Source organism: uncultured Thermosynechococcus sp. (assembly GCF_938074695.1).
Taxonomy (GTDB): Bacteria; Cyanobacteriota; Cyanobacteriia; order Thermosynechococcales; family Thermosynechococcaceae; genus Thermosynechococcus.
Map to the genome: position 1 here is coordinate 51,241 of NZ_CALJEM010000055.1, position 15,447 is coordinate 66,687.

The following is a 15,447-nucleotide window of genomic DNA, read 5'->3' on the forward strand; positions in this document are numbered from 1 at the left end:
GCTTTCCGTTTGAGCCACGGCACTGCCTTGTTTGAGCCATGACGGATAGAGTAGTTGCTCTCTTACAGCAGGGACAAGAGGCCTTCGAGCGGGGCAACTATCAACAGTCCGTTGCTTTCCTCGGACAGGCGGCGGCGTTGGCGGTGGGAAACCCCAAGCAAGCGGGGGAAATTCGCCTCTGGTTAGTTGTTGCCTACAGTGCTGCTGGGGATCAAGAGGCAGCCGTGAGCCTCTGCCGTCAACTCCAACGCCATTCCGACCATTACACGCGGCAGGAAAGTCGCCGCTTGCTGGCGATTTTGGAAGCCCCCCAATTAAAACGTCGGCCTGAATGGAATAGCGAAATTCCCGACCTATCCCATGTGGGCGATCGCTCCTACACATCCCCCTACAGCCATTCCCTGAAAAAGCCATCGGCTGCCACCCCAAAACCTCAAGAACCACCGCCCCCTGCTACGCCTTTACCGAATGCCTTCATCTGGCTTGCCCTCACGGGTTTGGGCGTGGTCACACTCTTGGCCGCTTGGTTATAGTGACCTCTGCTCGAGACGAGCGAACTGACGATTGATCTCTCGCCACAGGCGCTGATTATGGGGGTTCAGTCGTAGAGCTTTCTTGAGGTAGGTTCGCGCCGATGACGACTTGCGTTGATCAATCAATTTGACAGCCCACTGGTAGTAGGTTTCTGCTTGCCAAGCAAACACTTCTTCGTCCGCAGGCAGTTGTCGTTCTAAATTTTCCAAAAGGGCGATCGCCCGTGGAAATCGTTCTTCTGCCAAAAAAAGCTGCCACTGCTTGTGCGCTTGACGTTTTAACTGCTCCTGTTCAGGGGTCAAAGGAGATACATGAGTCCTTTTGACCGTTACACTAACCGCTGGAGTAGAAGTATCCTTGGCCACGTCACCGTTATCTGTATCCTGCCAATGTTCAAGCAAATAGCGGTAGGCCTCATGTACTGCGACAAATTGATCTTGATGCACTTCAGGATTGATATCGGGATGATATTGCCGCGCTAATTGACGGTAGGCTGTTTTAATCTCTTCCAGAGAAGCACCGATAGGAAGCCCGAGGCGGCGATAACTTTCAATGAGTCGGTGATCAGTCATTAAAAAAACTCGCAAAAAACTCGGAATCTAAAAAATTGTTGGATGGCTGATTGGTGGTGCCAAAGCATCAAGATTTATCACCCTAGCACAGTGATCCTGAGGCTTGAACACATTTTACCGAAAGAATAGTGTATAGCACTTTTCTTAGAATAGGGGGTACATAGAAATGACTAGAGGATAGTCCTCATGTCTGCAACCAGAAGTGTTGAACGACGGTTTGAAGGGGTAGAAAAAATCGTGCGTATGAAAAACAATATGAGAACGGCAGTAAATCACGACAGACTGATTGATTACAAAGAGTGTGAATGGTGTCGTGAACCAGATATACATGGTACTGATTGCGTATTTAATTTTAGAGCTAGTGGATGTACCCGAATACTTTGGGAGGAAATTATTGATGGAGAGCTATTAGTGACCCGTGCCCCCCACTGGCAACATCAAACCATTTGTGGAAACTTTTACAGCCAACTTCAGGCATGGTCACAAGCAACGGGTCTCGGTCGTGCCTGCATGGGAGTGGGTGTCATGTTTAGTGCCAGCAATGATGTGATTCCAGATGTCGTCTGGCTAAGCATGGAAAAATATACGGCCTTGATTGATGACGCGAGTCATGTCCGGGGGGCACCAGACCTTGTGATTGAGGTTTTGTCTTCGGGCGCAGAAAATGAACGGCGCGATCGCCAGATCAAACTCAAACTCTACCAAAATTCGCCGCAGTGCTCCGCCTATACCGCAAAGCGGTTAGGTAGTGGTCAAGCAGCAGTCAGTGAATCTCAGATTGTTGCTGGATATATTGAGCTAGCACCAAAAATCGGTCGCGACTAAAAGCTATAATGCACCCATGCTACCCCTGACATACAAGTACAAACTAAAACTAACTAAGCAGCAGGCCAAGCAGATCGACCACGATCTAGATAGTGTGTCGTCAAGTTTGGAATATGTATAGGCGGTGGGGCGCATCGTGCTGAAAATGCCCCTGGAGAGGTTCTGGCGGGGGTGTCCTTTGGGGCATCTCGTCAAGACTCGGTGAACGGGGAATCTCCTGCTATACGCGTTGGCGTGAGCCTGCCGTTAGGCATAGCGTTAGCGGGATGAGCGTCAATCTAGCCAAGGAGTACTGGATTGCCGATTGGCGACGCCAAACTGTGGAAATCTTTCGCCGTGAAGCGGAACTGCTCAAACTTGCTCTCGCCCCTGCGTCAACAACGATTAGACATCATCCTTTAGGAACGCAAAGAGCGCCCCTTGAGACAGCCCTTTTCTGAACTCTTAGGAGAGGAAGGGAGCTATGACTTTTTTAACCGTTTGTGGTCGCACCCAGCACCTTTATCCTAGGCGTGGGCAAAAGGCTGGATGGTAAACAGGAATGGATTAAGCAGCCGGCAATCCCAACACTTCACCGGTTCCCGCAACAACCGTGCCAATCCGCCAGCTCTCAATGCCCCACTCAGCAAAGCAGGCCTGAGCCGCTGCCACTGCTGACGCCGGTAAAACAACGGTGTAACCAATGCCCATATTGAAGGTGTTAAAGAGTTCCCCTAGGCTGACGTTTCCCATTTCCCCTAGCCAGTGAAAGAGGGGAGGGATGGGCCAAGCCTGCGGGTCGAGTTCTGCCGATCGCCCTTCCCCCAAGCAGCGGGGCAAGTTTTCGGGCAACCCCCCACCAGTGATGTGAGCCATGCCGTGAATGGGAATCCCTTGGCCTAAGGCAGCACGAATGGGTTGGACATAGAGGCGGGTCGGTTCTAAGCACAGGTCACCAAGGGGGGTGTTGCCAAAGGGGGGATCTTGCCAACTGAGCCGGCGATCGCTGACAATTTTGCGCACTAAACTAAAGCCATTACTGTGCAGCCCAGAACTGGCCAATCCCAAAACCACATCCCCCACCTGTACCTGTGTGCCATCCAGCACCTGATCCTGCTCAACCACGCCCACACAAAAACCCGCGAGGTCATAGACCCCCTCGGCATAAAACCCCGGCATTTCTGCTGTTTCCCCCCCCAAGAGGGCACAACCGGCTGCTTCACACCCCTGGGCAATACCCGCGACCACAGCGGTCATAATCTCCGGCGCCAGACGCCCACAGGCAATGTAGTCCAAGAAAAAGAGTGGCTCAGCGCCACAGGTAAGGACATCGTTCACGCACATGGCCACCAGATCAATGCCGACCGTATTGTGGCGATTGAGCGTCTGCGCGATTTTCAGCTTGGTGCCCACGCCATCGGTTCCTGACACTAAAAGCGGCTGCCGGTAGCCCTTGGGAATTTGACACAGCCCAGCAAAGCCCCCCAATTGTCCCACCACTTCCGGTCGTTGCGTGCGCTGCACCAAGGGGCGAATCTGCTCGACAAAAGCGCGACCCGCGGCCACGTCCACACCGGCACTGCGATAGTCCATCAGCACTGCTCCTGAAGCTGGGGATAGTTGGCTTTGAGATACTCCAGTAGGCCTGCGCAGGCATCGGTGAGCAGATCTAGCACCTTTTCAAACCCCTGGCGACCGCCGTAGTAGGGGTCAGGCACTTCCTTTGCGTCGTGGTGACGGCAAAACTCGCACATCAGCCGCACTTTGTCACGGTATTTCCCCTCAGGGTCAAGGCGTAAAATGTCATAGTAGTTTTCCCGATCCATCGCCAAAATCAGATCAAATTCTTCAAAGTCGGCAGTGTGGAATTGGCGTGCTCGATGGGTTAGGTGCAGTCCCCGTTGCCGTGCCGTCATCACCATACGAGAATCTGGGGGATCGCCGACGTGGTAGTTGCTAGTGCCAGCGGAATCACACTGAATTTCATGCTCTAAACCAGCCTTTTTGATCAGGTCTTGCATGATTGCTTCAGCGGCAGGGGAGCGACAGATATTCCCTAAACAAACAAACAGAAGACGGATGGGCATAGCGTATTTCCTAGGGGGCGGGCATCAGTGTGCGAATGAGGTCAGCAACCTGCTGAGTGCTGTGGGGCATGGCCAGTTGGCGGGCCTTCTCTGCCATAGCTTGTAATTTTTGCGGCTGCCCTAGCCATTCTAAAATGATCCGTCCGAGGCGATCGCCCGTCAATGCCGATTGCGGGATCATTTCAGCGGCACCCGCACTCACCAGCACTTTAGCATTAACTGTTTGATGATCCTCAGCCGCATGGGGATAGGGAATTAATAGCGCCGGCGTTCCTGTGAGGGTGAGTTCCGCCAGGGCACTGGCGCCGGCTCGGCTAATGGCAATATTCGCGCGGTGCAACAGTGGCCCCATGGGTTCAAAGAAGGGAAAGACCAAGTAATGGGGATGCTGAACGCTCTGGGCTTCTGGATCATTGGTTCCCGTCAGATGCACCACCCAAGCGCCGGCCTCAAGCCACACGTGAACTGTTTCCCGCACTAAGCGATTGAGGGCCACAGCCCCCTGACTGCCCCCCATCACCAGAATCAGAGGCACCTCCTTGGGAATCGGTAACGCCAAGTTGCCGGGATGGAGAATATCGGGACGCAGCGGTGTGCCGGTGACCCGTAGGTTCAGCCGTTTGGAGTGAAGGTAGGCTAAACTCGCGGAGGTTCCCAAGGCAACCAGCGTACACCAAGGAGCCAGCCAGCGGGTAACTTTGCCCGGTAGGGCGTTGGCTTCATGGAGCAGGACAACCCGCCCTAAACTGCGAGCCGCTAGGATGGCCGGCGCCGCAATGTAGCCCCCGGTGGTAAATACCCCTTGAAAGTTTCCCTGTTTTAACAACTGGCGCGTCTGCCAAAAAGCCCCCCACAATTGCCACAAGGGGCGCAGCTTTGCCCAAGGGGTTTTGCTCTGAACACCGCTAAAGTTGACGGTATGCAGGGGATAGTGGGGTGGAATTAATTGCTGTTCGAGGCGATCGCGCACCCCCAACCAATGGATCTCGTATTCGGGCAATTGCTCTGCCACTGCCAGCGCCGGAAAGAGATGCCCCCCGGTACCACTCGCTGCAATCAGTAATTTTCCTTGTCCAGGCATTAAACGTTCCAGCCCAATGTGGTCATGAACTTATCAACAAAGTTGGTATAGACAATGCCACTGCGGAACTCAGGCGTATCCAGCACTTGCTGATGAAAAGGAATGGTGGTCGGCACCCCCATAATTGCACATTCACGCAGGGCGCGCTTCATGCGGGCAATGGCAGCAGGGCGATCGCTCCCCCACACCACCAATTTACCGATCAGCGAATCATAGTAGGGGGGGATTTCATAGTCCGTGTAAACATGGGAGTCCATCCGCACCCCAGGGCCGCCGGGCGGCAGGTAGCCGCTAATGCGACCGGGATGGGGACGAAAATTGCGCTCGGGGTCTTCGGCATTGATGCGGCATTCAATGGCATGTCCCCGCAACTGTACCTGCTCTTGTGTCAAACTGAGGGGTTCCCCTTGGGCAATCCGAATTTGCTCAGCAATTAGATCGAGTCCCGTAATCATTTCTGTAACGGTGTGCTCCACCTGAATACGGGTATTCATCTCCATAAAGTAAAAGTTGCCATGGCCGTCGAGGAGAAATTCAATCGTGCCGGCACCGACGTAGTTAATAGCCTTGGCAGCAGTGATAGCGGCTGCCCCCATCTGGGCGCGCAACTCTGGGGTCAGCGCAGGGCTGGGAGCTTCCTCAAGGAGCTTTTGGTGACGCCGCTGCACCGAACAATCCCGCTCGCCAAGATGGATGACATTGCCATAGCTATCGGCAAGAATCTGAAACTCAATGTGGCGGGGATTTTCAATAAACCGCTCTAGATAGACGCCGGGATTGCCAAAGGCGGCTTCCGCTTCCCCTTGGGCAGCACTCAGGGCACGTCCCAACTCCTCTGGAGAGCGCACGAGGCGCATACCGCGCCCCCCTCCGCCAGCGGTGGCCTTGATCATCAGAGGATAGCCAATTTTGCGGGCGATCGCCCGCGCGGTTTCCTCATCCTGCACCAAACCATCACTGCCGGGAATAGTGGGCACCCCCACCTGTTGCATGGTTTTTTTGGCGGTGGATTTATCCCCCATGGCACGCATCGCCGCAGGACTTGGCCCAATAAAGGTAATCTTGTGATCGGCGCAAATTTCCGCAAAGCGGGCATTTTCTGCCAAAAAGCCATAGCCGGGGTGAATTGCCGAAGCATGGCGGGTAAGGGCAGCGGCAATAATGTTGGGAATATTGAGATAGCTGCGGCTACTGGGGGCTTCGCCAATACATACTGCCTCATCCGCCAGTTGCACGTGCAGGGCATGGCGATCTACGGTGGAATAAACAGCCACGGTGGCAATGCCTAACTCTTCACAGGTGCGTAGAATCCGCAGGGCAATTTCGCCACGATTAGCAATCAAAATTTTCGTGAAGGCCATGGCGGTCAGCGGTAGGGGAAGCGATCCCTAATGCTACCATGTCAGCCGAACGCTTCTGAAAAGCGGAACCGCAATTGCATTGGTGCCACCGGCAAAAACAAGTATAGGATCAGCAGGGTTTGGTTTGAGCAATGCCGCCGCATATCCTACGAATGAAGGGGAAGCGTCATTCCCTAGTTAGCGGCGGGTGTGATATAGTTTCCCTAACCAAGTATGGCACTATTGCCCGCCAGAAAGACTTCTGGGGATTCGGGCAGATATAAGGCCTGCTTGGCAAGGTACAACTGAACCTGTAAGCCCTGGCATTACCCGACTTATAACGTAGGGAACAGGCCAGAAGTTGGCATGAACCACTTCAACCCAAAACCCCCAGGCAGAAATGACCTGGGGTGCTGCAAAGGCAAAAGTTCCTGGCAGTAGGCGAGAATGCCGCCTCCCTCTCTGGTAACAGGATTGGGAAGCCGCTTATCAGCGGAGCATTCACAGCGCACTATGGCTGCTGTGTCACCCACGATGGCATTGACCGTTACGAAAACCAGCAATTGGACAATTGAGGACAGCGAGCAGCTCTACCGCATTCAGGGCTGGGGCGAACCCTATTTTGGCATTAATGCCGCAGGCCATGTCACCGTCTCTCCCAAGGGCGATCGCGGGGGGTCGTTGGATCTCTACGAACTGGTGCAGGCGCTCCAGCAGCGCAACATTGGCCTGCCGTTGCTACTGCGATTTTCCGATATTCTCGAGGATCGGATTGAGCGGCTAAATGCCTGCTTTGCCCGCGCCATTGCCCGCTATGGTTATCAGGGCACATACAAGGGGGTTTTTCCCATCAAGTGCAATCAACAGCGCCACATTATTGAAGCCCTCGTGCACTTTGGCCAGTCCCACCAGTTTGGTCTAGAGGCGGGTTCTAAGCCGGAACTGCTCATTGCCTTGGCAATGCTCAATACCCCCGGCGCCCTGCTCATCTGCAACGGCTATAAGGATCGCGCCTACATTGAAACGGCAATTCTTGCCCGCCGCCTTGGCCACACGGCCATCATCGTCCTTGAACAGCCGGAAGAGGTGGCGGAAGTCATCGCCGTTAGCCAAACCTTGGGGATTGAACCCATTTTGGGCGTGCGGGCAAAACTCAGTACCCAAGGGGTAGGACGCTGGGGCACCTCCGCTGGCGATCGCGCCAAATTTGGTTTGACCGTGCCAGAAATCCTAGCTGCCGTTGAACAACTGCGGGAAGCGGGAATGCTCCATTGCCTGCAACTGTTGCACTTTCACATTGGCTCGCAAATCTCGGCCATTAGCGTCATTAAGGATGCCATTCGCGAGGCGGGGCAAATTTATGGCGAACTGGTGCGCCTCGGCGCCAATATGCACTACCTGGATGTGGGCGGTGGCTTGGGGGTGGACTACGACGGCTCGAAAACTAACTTCCATGCCTCGAAAAACTACAGCATGCAAAACTACGCCAGTGATGTCGTCGCTGGCATTAAGGACGCCTGTCAACAGCGGGGCATTCCCGATCCCATCCTGATTAGTGAGAGTGGCCGCGCCATTGCCTCCCATCAATCGGTATTGATTTTCAATGTCTTGGGGGTCAGTGAAGTGCCCAAAATTACCCCCGAACCTGCCACGGAGGAGGAGCACCTGATTATCCGCAACCTTTACGAAACTTACCAAACGATTGACGAGAATAACTACCAAGAGGCCTACAACGATGCCCTGCAATTTAAGGGGGAAGCCATTAGCCTCTTTAACTTTGGCTACTTGAGTTTACCAGAGCGGGCACGGGCAGAGAGCCTCTTTTGGGCCTGCTGTGCCAAAATCCTCGACATTGCCCGTCAGCAGGAATACGTGCCCGATGATCTAGAAGATCTTGAGAAAATCATGGCTTCCATCTACTACATCAATCTGTCGGTGTTTCAATCGGTGCCCGATAGCTGGGCCATTGATCAACTGTTTCCCATCATGCCCATTCACCGCCTTGATGAAGAACCCACAGAGCGGGGCATCCTTGCCGATCTCACCTGCGACAGCGACGGCAAAATTGACCGGTTCATTGATCTGCGGGATGTGAAATCGGTCTTAGAACTCCATCCTTTTCGTCCTAACGAACCCTATTACCTCGGCCTTTTTCTCAACGGTGCCTACCAAGAGATCATGGGCAATCTCCACAATCTATTTGGGGATACAAACACTGTGCATATTCGTCTGACGCCAAAGGGCTATGAAATTGAGCATTTAGTGCGGGGGGATACAATGCAAGAAGTCCTTGGCTATGTGCAGTACCAAGGGGATGCCCTATTGGAAAAAATCCGCCGTCGAGCCGAGGCTGCCCTTGCAGAACAGCAAATTACCCTGGCGGAAGCGCAGCACCTCTTAGAAAACTACGAGCGGAGCTTGCGCAGCTACACGTACCTCTCTTCTTAGGATGCTCAGGAAAAGCAATGCTAGGAACATTTCAGTCCAGCCATTTGCGCATTGACGTGGCAGCCAGTGCAGACCAACTGCGGGATTACTTGACGCAGCCAGCCCAGCTACGCCGCTGGTTGTGGCCCCTCCAGCTTCAGACAAGAGGCGATCGCCTGCAAGTGGGGGAGACCTTCACCAGTGAATTCCTGTGGTTAAAACTGGAACATCGCGTGGAACTGCTCACGGCAGAGCGACTAGTCCTAGTGCTGCGGCAGGCCATTGAGGGCTGGCAGGAGTGGTCTTGGGGTGACGGTTGGGTACAGTCCTGCATTGAAGGGGTAACCCCCCTGCCCTTGGAGTTGGGGCAGACATTTCTCCTGTGGCGACTGAAATCAGTCCTAGGCAAAGAGGCGGCCAGTTGAGGGTGAGAGAACGTTGAAGCGATCGCGCCCATTGGGATGGATGTTTCTATTCTTGAGTGCCCTGCTTCTCGGGAGTTGCCAGGGTAGTGGACTGCAAAATTGGTTTGCCGCTGATCCCAATGCGGAGCAATGGGCGGGGAATCCTCCCCCGGCCACGCCCCCTTCGGCACCGACAACAACGCTGCCGGCGAATTTGCGATTTCCCGATGCCATCCTTGTGAGTACGCAGCCGCAAGCGGGGGCACCGCAGACCACGGAAACTCGCTGGCAAGTAAGGGCACCGGCGATCGCCATTCAGCAGTTCTACACACGGCAATTTCAAGAATCGGGCTGGCAACTGGTGGAGCAGCAGGTGGCCGACAATACCGTCAGCCTCAAGGGGCGCAATTCTGAACTGGAAGTGCATGTTACCATCAACACCGTGCCGGAAAATAACCTCACAACCTTCACCGTGGCCTACACCCCCCTCACCGCCGCCCCTCCTCCTCCCCAATCCCACACCACCTCACCCCAAACCTTTACCGATTTAGAGGATACTCCTGCTCCTCTACAGCCTGCTGTTCGCGATTTAGCAGAACTGGGAGTCCTCAGCACCCCCGGCGATCGCCTGCAACCCAATACCCCTATCAGTCGCGGTCAGTTTGTCCGCTGGCTGGTGACCACCTACAACCGCTTTTATAGCGATCGCCCCGCGCGGCAAATCCGCCTTGGCAACCGCAACGATACGCCAGTCTTTCAGGATGTCCCCCCTGACCATCCCGACTTTCCCTACATTCAAGGGCTGGCAATGGCGGGATTTTTACCCAGTCCCCTCAGTGGGGAGGGGGGTGCCTTCTTTCGTCCCGAGGCTCCCCTGACCCGCGAAACCCTCTTGCAATGGAAAGTGCCCCTGGATCAGCGGGGGCGGCTCAGCCCCAGCACGATTGATCGCATTCAGCAAACCTGGGGCTTCAAGGACAGTCAACGGATTGCTCCCCCCGCCATCAATGCCGTAGCTGCTGACTACTTGGCAGGAGATCTCTCAAACATTCGTCGCGTTTGGGGAGAAACGCGCTTGCTCCAGCCCCAGAAACCCGTCACCCGTGCCGAAGCAGCGGCAGCCCTGTGGTATATCGGCAATGGCACAGAGGGACTCTCAGCAGCCATGGTGAAGCAGCTACCGCCCTCTGCCTCCTAGAACCTTGCTAGATTAGAAATCTGAGCCAATTGTCACTGAACTGATTGCTGCCTATGCCTTGGCCTTTTTCCCGGGGTTACCATCGTCAAATTGCTCGCCTGGAAATTACAGGGGTGATCGCTGGAGGCACCCGTCGCCGTGTCCTCAAGGCCTTGAAAACTATTGAACAACGGCGCTACCCGGCGCTGCTGGTGCGCATTGACAGTCCCGGTGGTACCGTGGGGGACTCCCAAGAAATCTATGCCGCCCTCAAGCGCTTGCAGCCAAAAATGAAAATCGTGGCCAGTTTTGGCAATATCTCCGCCTCTGGGGGAGTCTATATCGGTATGGGGGCACAGCACATCATGGCCAACCCCGGCACCATTACGGGCAGTATTGGTGTTATCCTGCGGGGCAACAATCTCCAGCGGCTCCTCGACAAGGTGGGGATCTCATTCAAGGTGATCAAGTCTGGCCCCTATAAAGACATTCTTGCTTTTGATCGCGACCTGACTGAGGAAGAAATCCGCATTCTCCAAGACCTCATTGACACCAGCTATCACCAATTTGTCCAGACTGTGGCCGAGGGGCGCAATTTGGATGTGGAAACCGTGCGTAGTTTTGCCGATGGCCGTGTCTTTACGGGGGAGCAAGCCCTTGCCCTCGGACTTGTGGATCGTCTAGGCACCGAAGAGGATGCCCGTCGCTGGCTGGCGGAACTTGCAGGACTCGACCCGGAAAAAACCAAGGTGCAGACCATTGAAGAACCCAAGTCCCCCTTAGCTCGACTGTTTCCGCGCCAGCAGGAACAAGTTCTCTTTCCGTGGCAGGCGGCTTTAGACTGGCTGGAATTTGAAATGGCCACCAATGGACTTCCCCTCTGGCTCTATCGCCCCTAAGCTGGATACAGTACCCTTGCGGATGTCTTAATGGAGGAGTAACCTGTGGGCTGGCGCGTCCGAGCAATTCGTGGAGCAACTACCGCCACTGAAAATTCAGTTCCAGCAATCCGTGAGGCAGTTTTGGAACTCCTCGGTGAGATTGAACGGCGTAATGCCCTCGATTTTTCAGAAGTCATCAGTGTTACTTTTTCTGTAACCCGTGACCTAGACCAGATTTTTCCGGCAGCGATCGCCCGGGAATGCCCCCATTGGCGCAACATTCCCCTTCTCGATGTCCAGCAAATGCACGTGGAGGGAGGCTTACCCCGCTGTATCCGCTGCTTGATTTATTTCAACACCCCCAACCCCGATCAACCGATTTACCATGCCTATTTGCGCCATGCCCAGAGCCTCCGCCCCGATTTGGCAATGCATGGCGACTATCATCCTCTCGAACTGTCCTCCCATTCCCTAGGTTAACTATGCCCGCTCTTGTCCGTGACTACATGACCCCCACCCCCTTTACCATTCGTGCCGATGCGCCGATTTCTGAGGCGGTTCGCCTCATGGAAGAAAAACAAGTGCGCGGCCTTCCCGTGGTGGATGACCAAGGTAAACTAGTGGGATTGGTGTCTGAAGCTGACCTGATTGTACGGGAAGCGCCCCTAGAACCCCCCTTGTACATCACGTTCCTAGGAAGCATCATTTACTTTGAGTCACCGGAGTCTTTTCATCAACACCTCAAGAAAACCCTGGGTCAACAGGTACAGGATGTGATGACGCCCCATCCCCACACCATCCACGTGGATGCGCCGATCTCCGAAGCGGCTCGCCTCATGGTCAATCATCACATCAGTCGCCTGCCGGTGTTGGATGACCAAGGGGAGCTGGTGGGCATTATTAGCCGCCATGATTTGTTGCGAGCCTTGCATACCCAAGAAACCTCTGCGTGACGTTTGTCAAATTGGTCTGACACTAACTTTCAAGATTGGTGACTTCCCATAGAATAACCACAGGTTTGCTCGCGATCGCCTGAGGTTTCTTTGGTCATGACCGCTTCCCTTGATTTGATTTGGCAGCAGGCACGGCAGGGTCAAGCAGAGGCCATTGCCGATTTGATGAACCGCACGCTTCAGGCCAAGGGGGTGCGTGCCCTTGTGCGACGACGGGGCGACTGTTTACAGATTATGTTTGAAGCAGCGCGATCGCTCCCACCCCACGCCTGTGCTGCCTTTGTTTCCCGCGGTCTCAAGCAGTTAGCGCCCCAAGGAATTTTGCGTGTGCGGCTCCATGCTCGGCTAGTTGGCGAAGAATGGCCAGAATGGACACAGACCATTGACCTGCGGCAGACTCTGCTCACCACCCCCCTTGTTCAACCGCGGGCAAGCACAGATCATGCACCCCCTGTCACTGCTTCCTCCCCCCACGCAGTGAATGCCTTTGTCCTCGGTGTGCTGGCGATCGCCGGCAGTGGTACTCTGGCTCTGACGCTGCAAAATCAACTAAGGGTGGATGCGCCGCCCGTTGCCGAATCTAGCCCCGCCATTGCGCCGGTTTTGATTCCCCCTGCCCCTAGCGATCGCCGTTTGCGGATTAAAGCCGTTGGCGATATTGTCCTTGGCACCAATTTTCCCAGCAACCGCTTGCCTGCGGATCCGCAAAAGCTCTTTGCTGCTGTGAAACCCTATCTGCAGGGGGCCGATCTCCTCTTCGGCAACTACGAAGGTACCCTCACCGATTATCCCCATCCCTTCAAAAACACCAGTAGCGGTCGCAGTTTTGCCTTTCGCTCGCCGCCCAGTTATGCGCAGGTGTTGCGCCAGGCCGGTTTCCATGTCCTCAACATTGCCAACAATCATAGCTACGACTTTAATGAGCAGGGATTTCGCGATACGATTCGCCACATCAACGCGGCCGGCATGACTGCCATTGGGGATTTCAATCAAATTACCTACCTTGAAGCCAATGGCCTGAAAACAGCATTTATCGGCTTTGCCACCTACCATGGCCAGAACCGCATTCAAGACCTCAAAAGCAGTGCTGCCCTCGTTCAAAAAGCCAAGCAAAACGCGGATATTGTCATTGTCAGTTTCCATGGCGGTGCCGAAGGCAGCGATCAGATTCACACCCGCGATCGCAGGGAGTACTTCTACGGCGAAGACCGCGGCAATGTGGTGCAGTTTGCCCGCACCATGATAGACAACGGCGCCGATTTAATCCTAGGGCATGGCCCCCATGTCCCCCGTGCCTTGGAATTGTACAAAGGTCGCCTCATTGCCTACTCCCTAGGAAACTTTGTTGGCTATCAAACCCTCAGCAGCGCCGGTGCACTGGGTAAATCCCTCATTCTCGATGTGGAACTGGACGGTTCTGGTCGCTTCATTCAAGGAAAAGTCATTCCCGTGCGCCTCGATGCCAAAGGGGTTCCTCACATTGACCAAAACTTTGCCAGTGTGCAGCTGATCCGCCGTTTAACCCAAATAGACTTTCCCAACACTCCCCTGAACATTGGACGCCTTGGCGAGATTTTCCCCACCCCTTCCCAATCTTAAAATCCTTGGTTTAAGAGCAGGGCAGGCTTGCGCGATCGCCCCCTGGAGAGCATGGGTCTTCAAATTGGATGAATATGCCAAACTAAAGATACAGCGGTTTGGGCGTTTCAACCAGTGAAAAAGCGGGTTACACTGACGTTCCCCCGACGGACGATTCAAATGCCCGTCACCTATCGCTTGGCCAAGGACTTTAACATTGCGGCCAATATCATCCGTGCCCAAGTGGCGCCCAACCAAGTGGGGAAACTGGTTCTAGAGCTGGCCGGCGATATTGATCAAATGGAAGCTGCCCTAGAGTGGCTGCGGCAGCAGAATATTGAGGTTTCCCTTGCCAGCCGCGAAATTGTCATTGATGAGCAGGCCTGTGTCCACTGTGGCCTCTGTACAGGGGTATGTCCCACTCAGGCGCTGACCCTACATCCAGAGACGTTTCAGCTACAATTTACCCGCTCCCGCTGCATTGTCTGTGAGCAATGTGTGGCTGCGTGCCCGATGGAGGCGATTCACACCAACTTTTGATTGAGATTACAATTCTAGGCTGACATCCTCATAAATACCCGATATGTGGCCTTGCCAGCCAATGCTCTTGAATTCAACCCAATCTTCTGGAGGAGAGTAGGCCTGCCAAACCCATAAAAAGGCCTCTGTTGAGGGAGAAAGCACCTCAATTACCAAGCAAGGGAAGGATTTATAGAGCGGTGTTTGCTGATCCCGTGGGTCACAGGTCACCAACAAATCAGGATAGTAAAAGCAATTTCGCTGCTCAAGCCGCACTTTCATATCTGACATGTACAGAGGACAACCCCGCTGCCGCACAGTGGGTCGTAGGAGGGTGGCCAAATTCAAGGCTAGGGTAACGTGGGCATCACTAGCTCTGGCCATTGCAGATACTTGGCCATGGATATATTCGTGCTTAACGCCACTTTGGGCTTCCCATTCCAAATAGTCTTCAGGACTCAGTTGCGGCGAAGGTTGCGTGCTCATGGCCAGTCTGGAATAGCCGGCGGTTCTCTCGCTACTATTGATCCTAGGGTACGAAGAAACTCATGACCCAACATTACGGATACTGGGCACTGGCAACACTGGCGGGGATGGTGTTCCTGATTGCCCCGGCCAAGGGGGTGCCGGCGGTGGCGCTACCAGAAAGTTTTTATCGGGCGATCGCCAACCAAGACTGGGCAACAGCCGTGAGAATTCTCGATCGGCTGATTCGCGCCCATCCCCAGGAAGCGCCAGCCCTTGCTCGTTATCGGCAAGAATTGTTACAACTGCAACAACAACCCCGAACCCCTGCTCCGCCAACGGCAACCGCAGTTCCTCAGCCTGGGGGCATTGTCCCTATCCGCCGGCGAGAAGGGGGCATTCCCGTGATTCAAGTGATATTAAATCAACGCCTGCCCGTTGAGATGCTTGTGGATTCGGGCGCCAGTATGACCGTAATTACGCAACCCATGGCACGGGCCTTAGGCATTACCCCTGCGCAGGTGGTGGATAATCGGCTATTCCATACAGCCAATGGTCAAGTGATATTGCCGGTCGTGTATATCCAATCCATCAGCGTTGGGGGATTCCAGCGTAAGCAATTGCC

At 54.5% G+C, this 15,447-nt stretch carries 18 protein-coding genes and 1 pseudogene; 13 read left to right on the forward strand and 6 right to left on the reverse strand.

The window, feature by feature from the left end:
* Positions 1–38: 38 nt before the first annotated feature.
* Positions 39–533 carry a hypothetical protein gene (locus Q0683_RS08425; RefSeq protein ID WP_298611431.1) on the forward strand — a complete coding sequence of 165 codons (495 nt, stop codon included), beginning with the start codon at positions 39–41 and terminating at the stop codon, positions 531–533.
* Here the strand turns inward: Q0683_RS08425 and Q0683_RS08430 are convergent.
* A complete protein-coding gene (locus Q0683_RS08430; protein WP_298611428.1) occupies positions 528–1,106 on the reverse strand; it encodes a DnaJ domain-containing protein in 579 nt (192 codons plus the stop codon). The genes Q0683_RS08425 and Q0683_RS08430 overlap by 6 nt on opposite strands.
* Positions 1,107–1,386: 280 nt before the next feature.
* Here Q0683_RS08430 and Q0683_RS08435 point away from each other — a divergent pair.
* The 3 genes and pseudogenes from Q0683_RS08435 to Q0683_RS08445 all read left to right on the forward strand — a co-directional run.
* Positions 1,387–1,503 (forward strand): annotated as a pseudogene (locus tag Q0683_RS08435) (IS4 family transposase); the annotation flags it as partial.
* A gap of 14 nt (positions 1,504–1,517) precedes the next feature.
* The gene (locus Q0683_RS08440; RefSeq protein WP_298611425.1) at positions 1,518–1,931 is read left to right on the forward strand and encodes a Uma2 family endonuclease; all 414 of its coding nucleotides are present in this window, start codon (positions 1,518–1,520) and stop codon (positions 1,929–1,931) included.
* A gap of 266 nt (positions 1,932–2,197) precedes the next feature.
* Positions 2,198–2,371, forward strand: coding sequence for a hypothetical protein (locus Q0683_RS08445; RefSeq protein WP_298615229.1), 174 nt, complete (start codon positions 2,198–2,200; stop codon positions 2,369–2,371).
* 106 nt (positions 2,372–2,477) lie between these two features.
* Here the strand turns inward: Q0683_RS08445 and purM are convergent, their stop codons facing one another.
* Genes purM through accC form a run of 4 tightly spaced genes read right to left on the reverse strand, consistent with a single transcriptional unit; the run spans position 2,478 to position 6,439 of the window.
* Entirely contained in the window at positions 2,478–3,503 is a 1,026-nt protein-coding gene (gene purM / locus Q0683_RS08450) for a phosphoribosylformylglycinamidine cyclo-ligase (RefSeq protein ID WP_298615226.1), read from the reverse strand.
* On the reverse strand, positions 3,503–3,997 hold the full coding sequence (locus Q0683_RS08455; RefSeq protein WP_298977277.1) for a low molecular weight protein-tyrosine-phosphatase: 495 nt from the start codon (positions 3,995–3,997) through the stop codon (positions 3,503–3,505). Before Q0683_RS08455 ends, purM begins: the two co-directional genes overlap by 1 nt.
* A 10-nt stretch (positions 3,998–4,007) precedes the next feature.
* The gene (gene murG / locus Q0683_RS08460; RefSeq protein ID WP_298977280.1) at positions 4,008–5,078 is read right to left on the reverse strand and encodes an undecaprenyldiphospho-muramoylpentapeptide beta-N-acetylglucosaminyltransferase; all 1,071 of its coding nucleotides are present in this window, start codon (positions 5,076–5,078) and stop codon (positions 4,008–4,010) included.
* Positions 5,078–6,439 (reverse strand): acetyl-CoA carboxylase biotin carboxylase subunit, encoded by a 1,362-nt coding sequence (gene accC, locus Q0683_RS08465; RefSeq protein WP_298615219.1) that lies wholly within the window; start codon positions 6,437–6,439, stop codon positions 5,078–5,080. The genes murG and accC overlap by 1 nt, the downstream gene beginning before the upstream one ends.
* 513 nt (positions 6,440–6,952) lie before the next feature.
* On the opposite strand from accC, the gene speA reads away from it, so the two are divergent.
* The 8 genes from speA to Q0683_RS08505 all read left to right on the forward strand — a co-directional run bounded on the left by speA (position 6,953) and on the right by Q0683_RS08505 (position 14,378).
* Entirely contained in the window at positions 6,953–8,866 is a 1,914-nt protein-coding gene (speA, locus tag Q0683_RS08470; RefSeq protein WP_298615235.1) for a biosynthetic arginine decarboxylase, read from the forward strand.
* Positions 8,867–8,883: 17 nt separating this feature from the next.
* Complete coding sequence (locus Q0683_RS08475; protein ID WP_298977282.1) at positions 8,884–9,270, forward strand: hypothetical protein; 387 nt, start codon at positions 8,884–8,886, stop codon at positions 9,268–9,270.
* Between the two features lie 52 nt (positions 9,271–9,322).
* Positions 9,323–10,447: an S-layer homology domain-containing protein gene (locus Q0683_RS08480; RefSeq protein ID WP_298977284.1), complete on the forward strand. Its 1,125-nt coding sequence runs from the start codon at positions 9,323–9,325 to the stop codon at positions 10,445–10,447.
* Between the two features lie 53 nt (positions 10,448–10,500).
* Positions 10,501–11,325, forward strand: coding sequence for a signal peptide peptidase SppA (gene sppA, locus Q0683_RS08485; RefSeq protein WP_298615233.1), 825 nt, complete (start codon positions 10,501–10,503; stop codon positions 11,323–11,325).
* A gap of 45 nt (positions 11,326–11,370) precedes the next feature.
* Positions 11,371–11,787, forward strand: a complete 417-nt coding sequence (gene aroH / locus Q0683_RS08490) for a chorismate mutase (protein WP_298615212.1) — start codon at positions 11,371–11,373, stop codon at positions 11,785–11,787.
* A 2-nt stretch (positions 11,788–11,789) separates the two neighbouring features.
* Complete coding sequence (locus Q0683_RS08495; RefSeq protein WP_298615210.1) at positions 11,790–12,260, forward strand: CBS domain-containing protein; 471 nt, start codon at positions 11,790–11,792, stop codon at positions 12,258–12,260.
* A gap of 96 nt (positions 12,261–12,356) precedes the next feature.
* On the forward strand, positions 12,357–13,859 hold the full coding sequence (locus tag Q0683_RS08500; protein WP_298977287.1) for a CapA family protein: 1,503 nt from the start codon (positions 12,357–12,359) through the stop codon (positions 13,857–13,859).
* 114 nt (positions 13,860–13,973) lie between these two features.
* A complete protein-coding gene (locus Q0683_RS08505; protein ID WP_011057637.1) occupies positions 13,974–14,378 on the forward strand; it encodes an NIL domain-containing protein in 405 nt (134 codons plus the stop codon).
* A 6-nt stretch (positions 14,379–14,384) separates the two neighbouring features.
* On the opposite strand, the gene Q0683_RS08510 is transcribed toward Q0683_RS08505, so the two are convergent.
* Positions 14,385–14,843, reverse strand: coding sequence for a Uma2 family endonuclease (locus Q0683_RS08510; RefSeq protein ID WP_298977289.1), 459 nt, complete (start codon positions 14,841–14,843; stop codon positions 14,385–14,387).
* A 62-nt stretch (positions 14,844–14,905) separates the two neighbouring features.
* Between Q0683_RS08510 and Q0683_RS08515 the strand changes: the two genes are divergently transcribed.
* Positions 14,906–15,447: TIGR02281 family clan AA aspartic protease (locus tag Q0683_RS08515; RefSeq protein ID WP_298977290.1), on the forward strand; the 542-nt coding region annotated here is incomplete at its 3' end.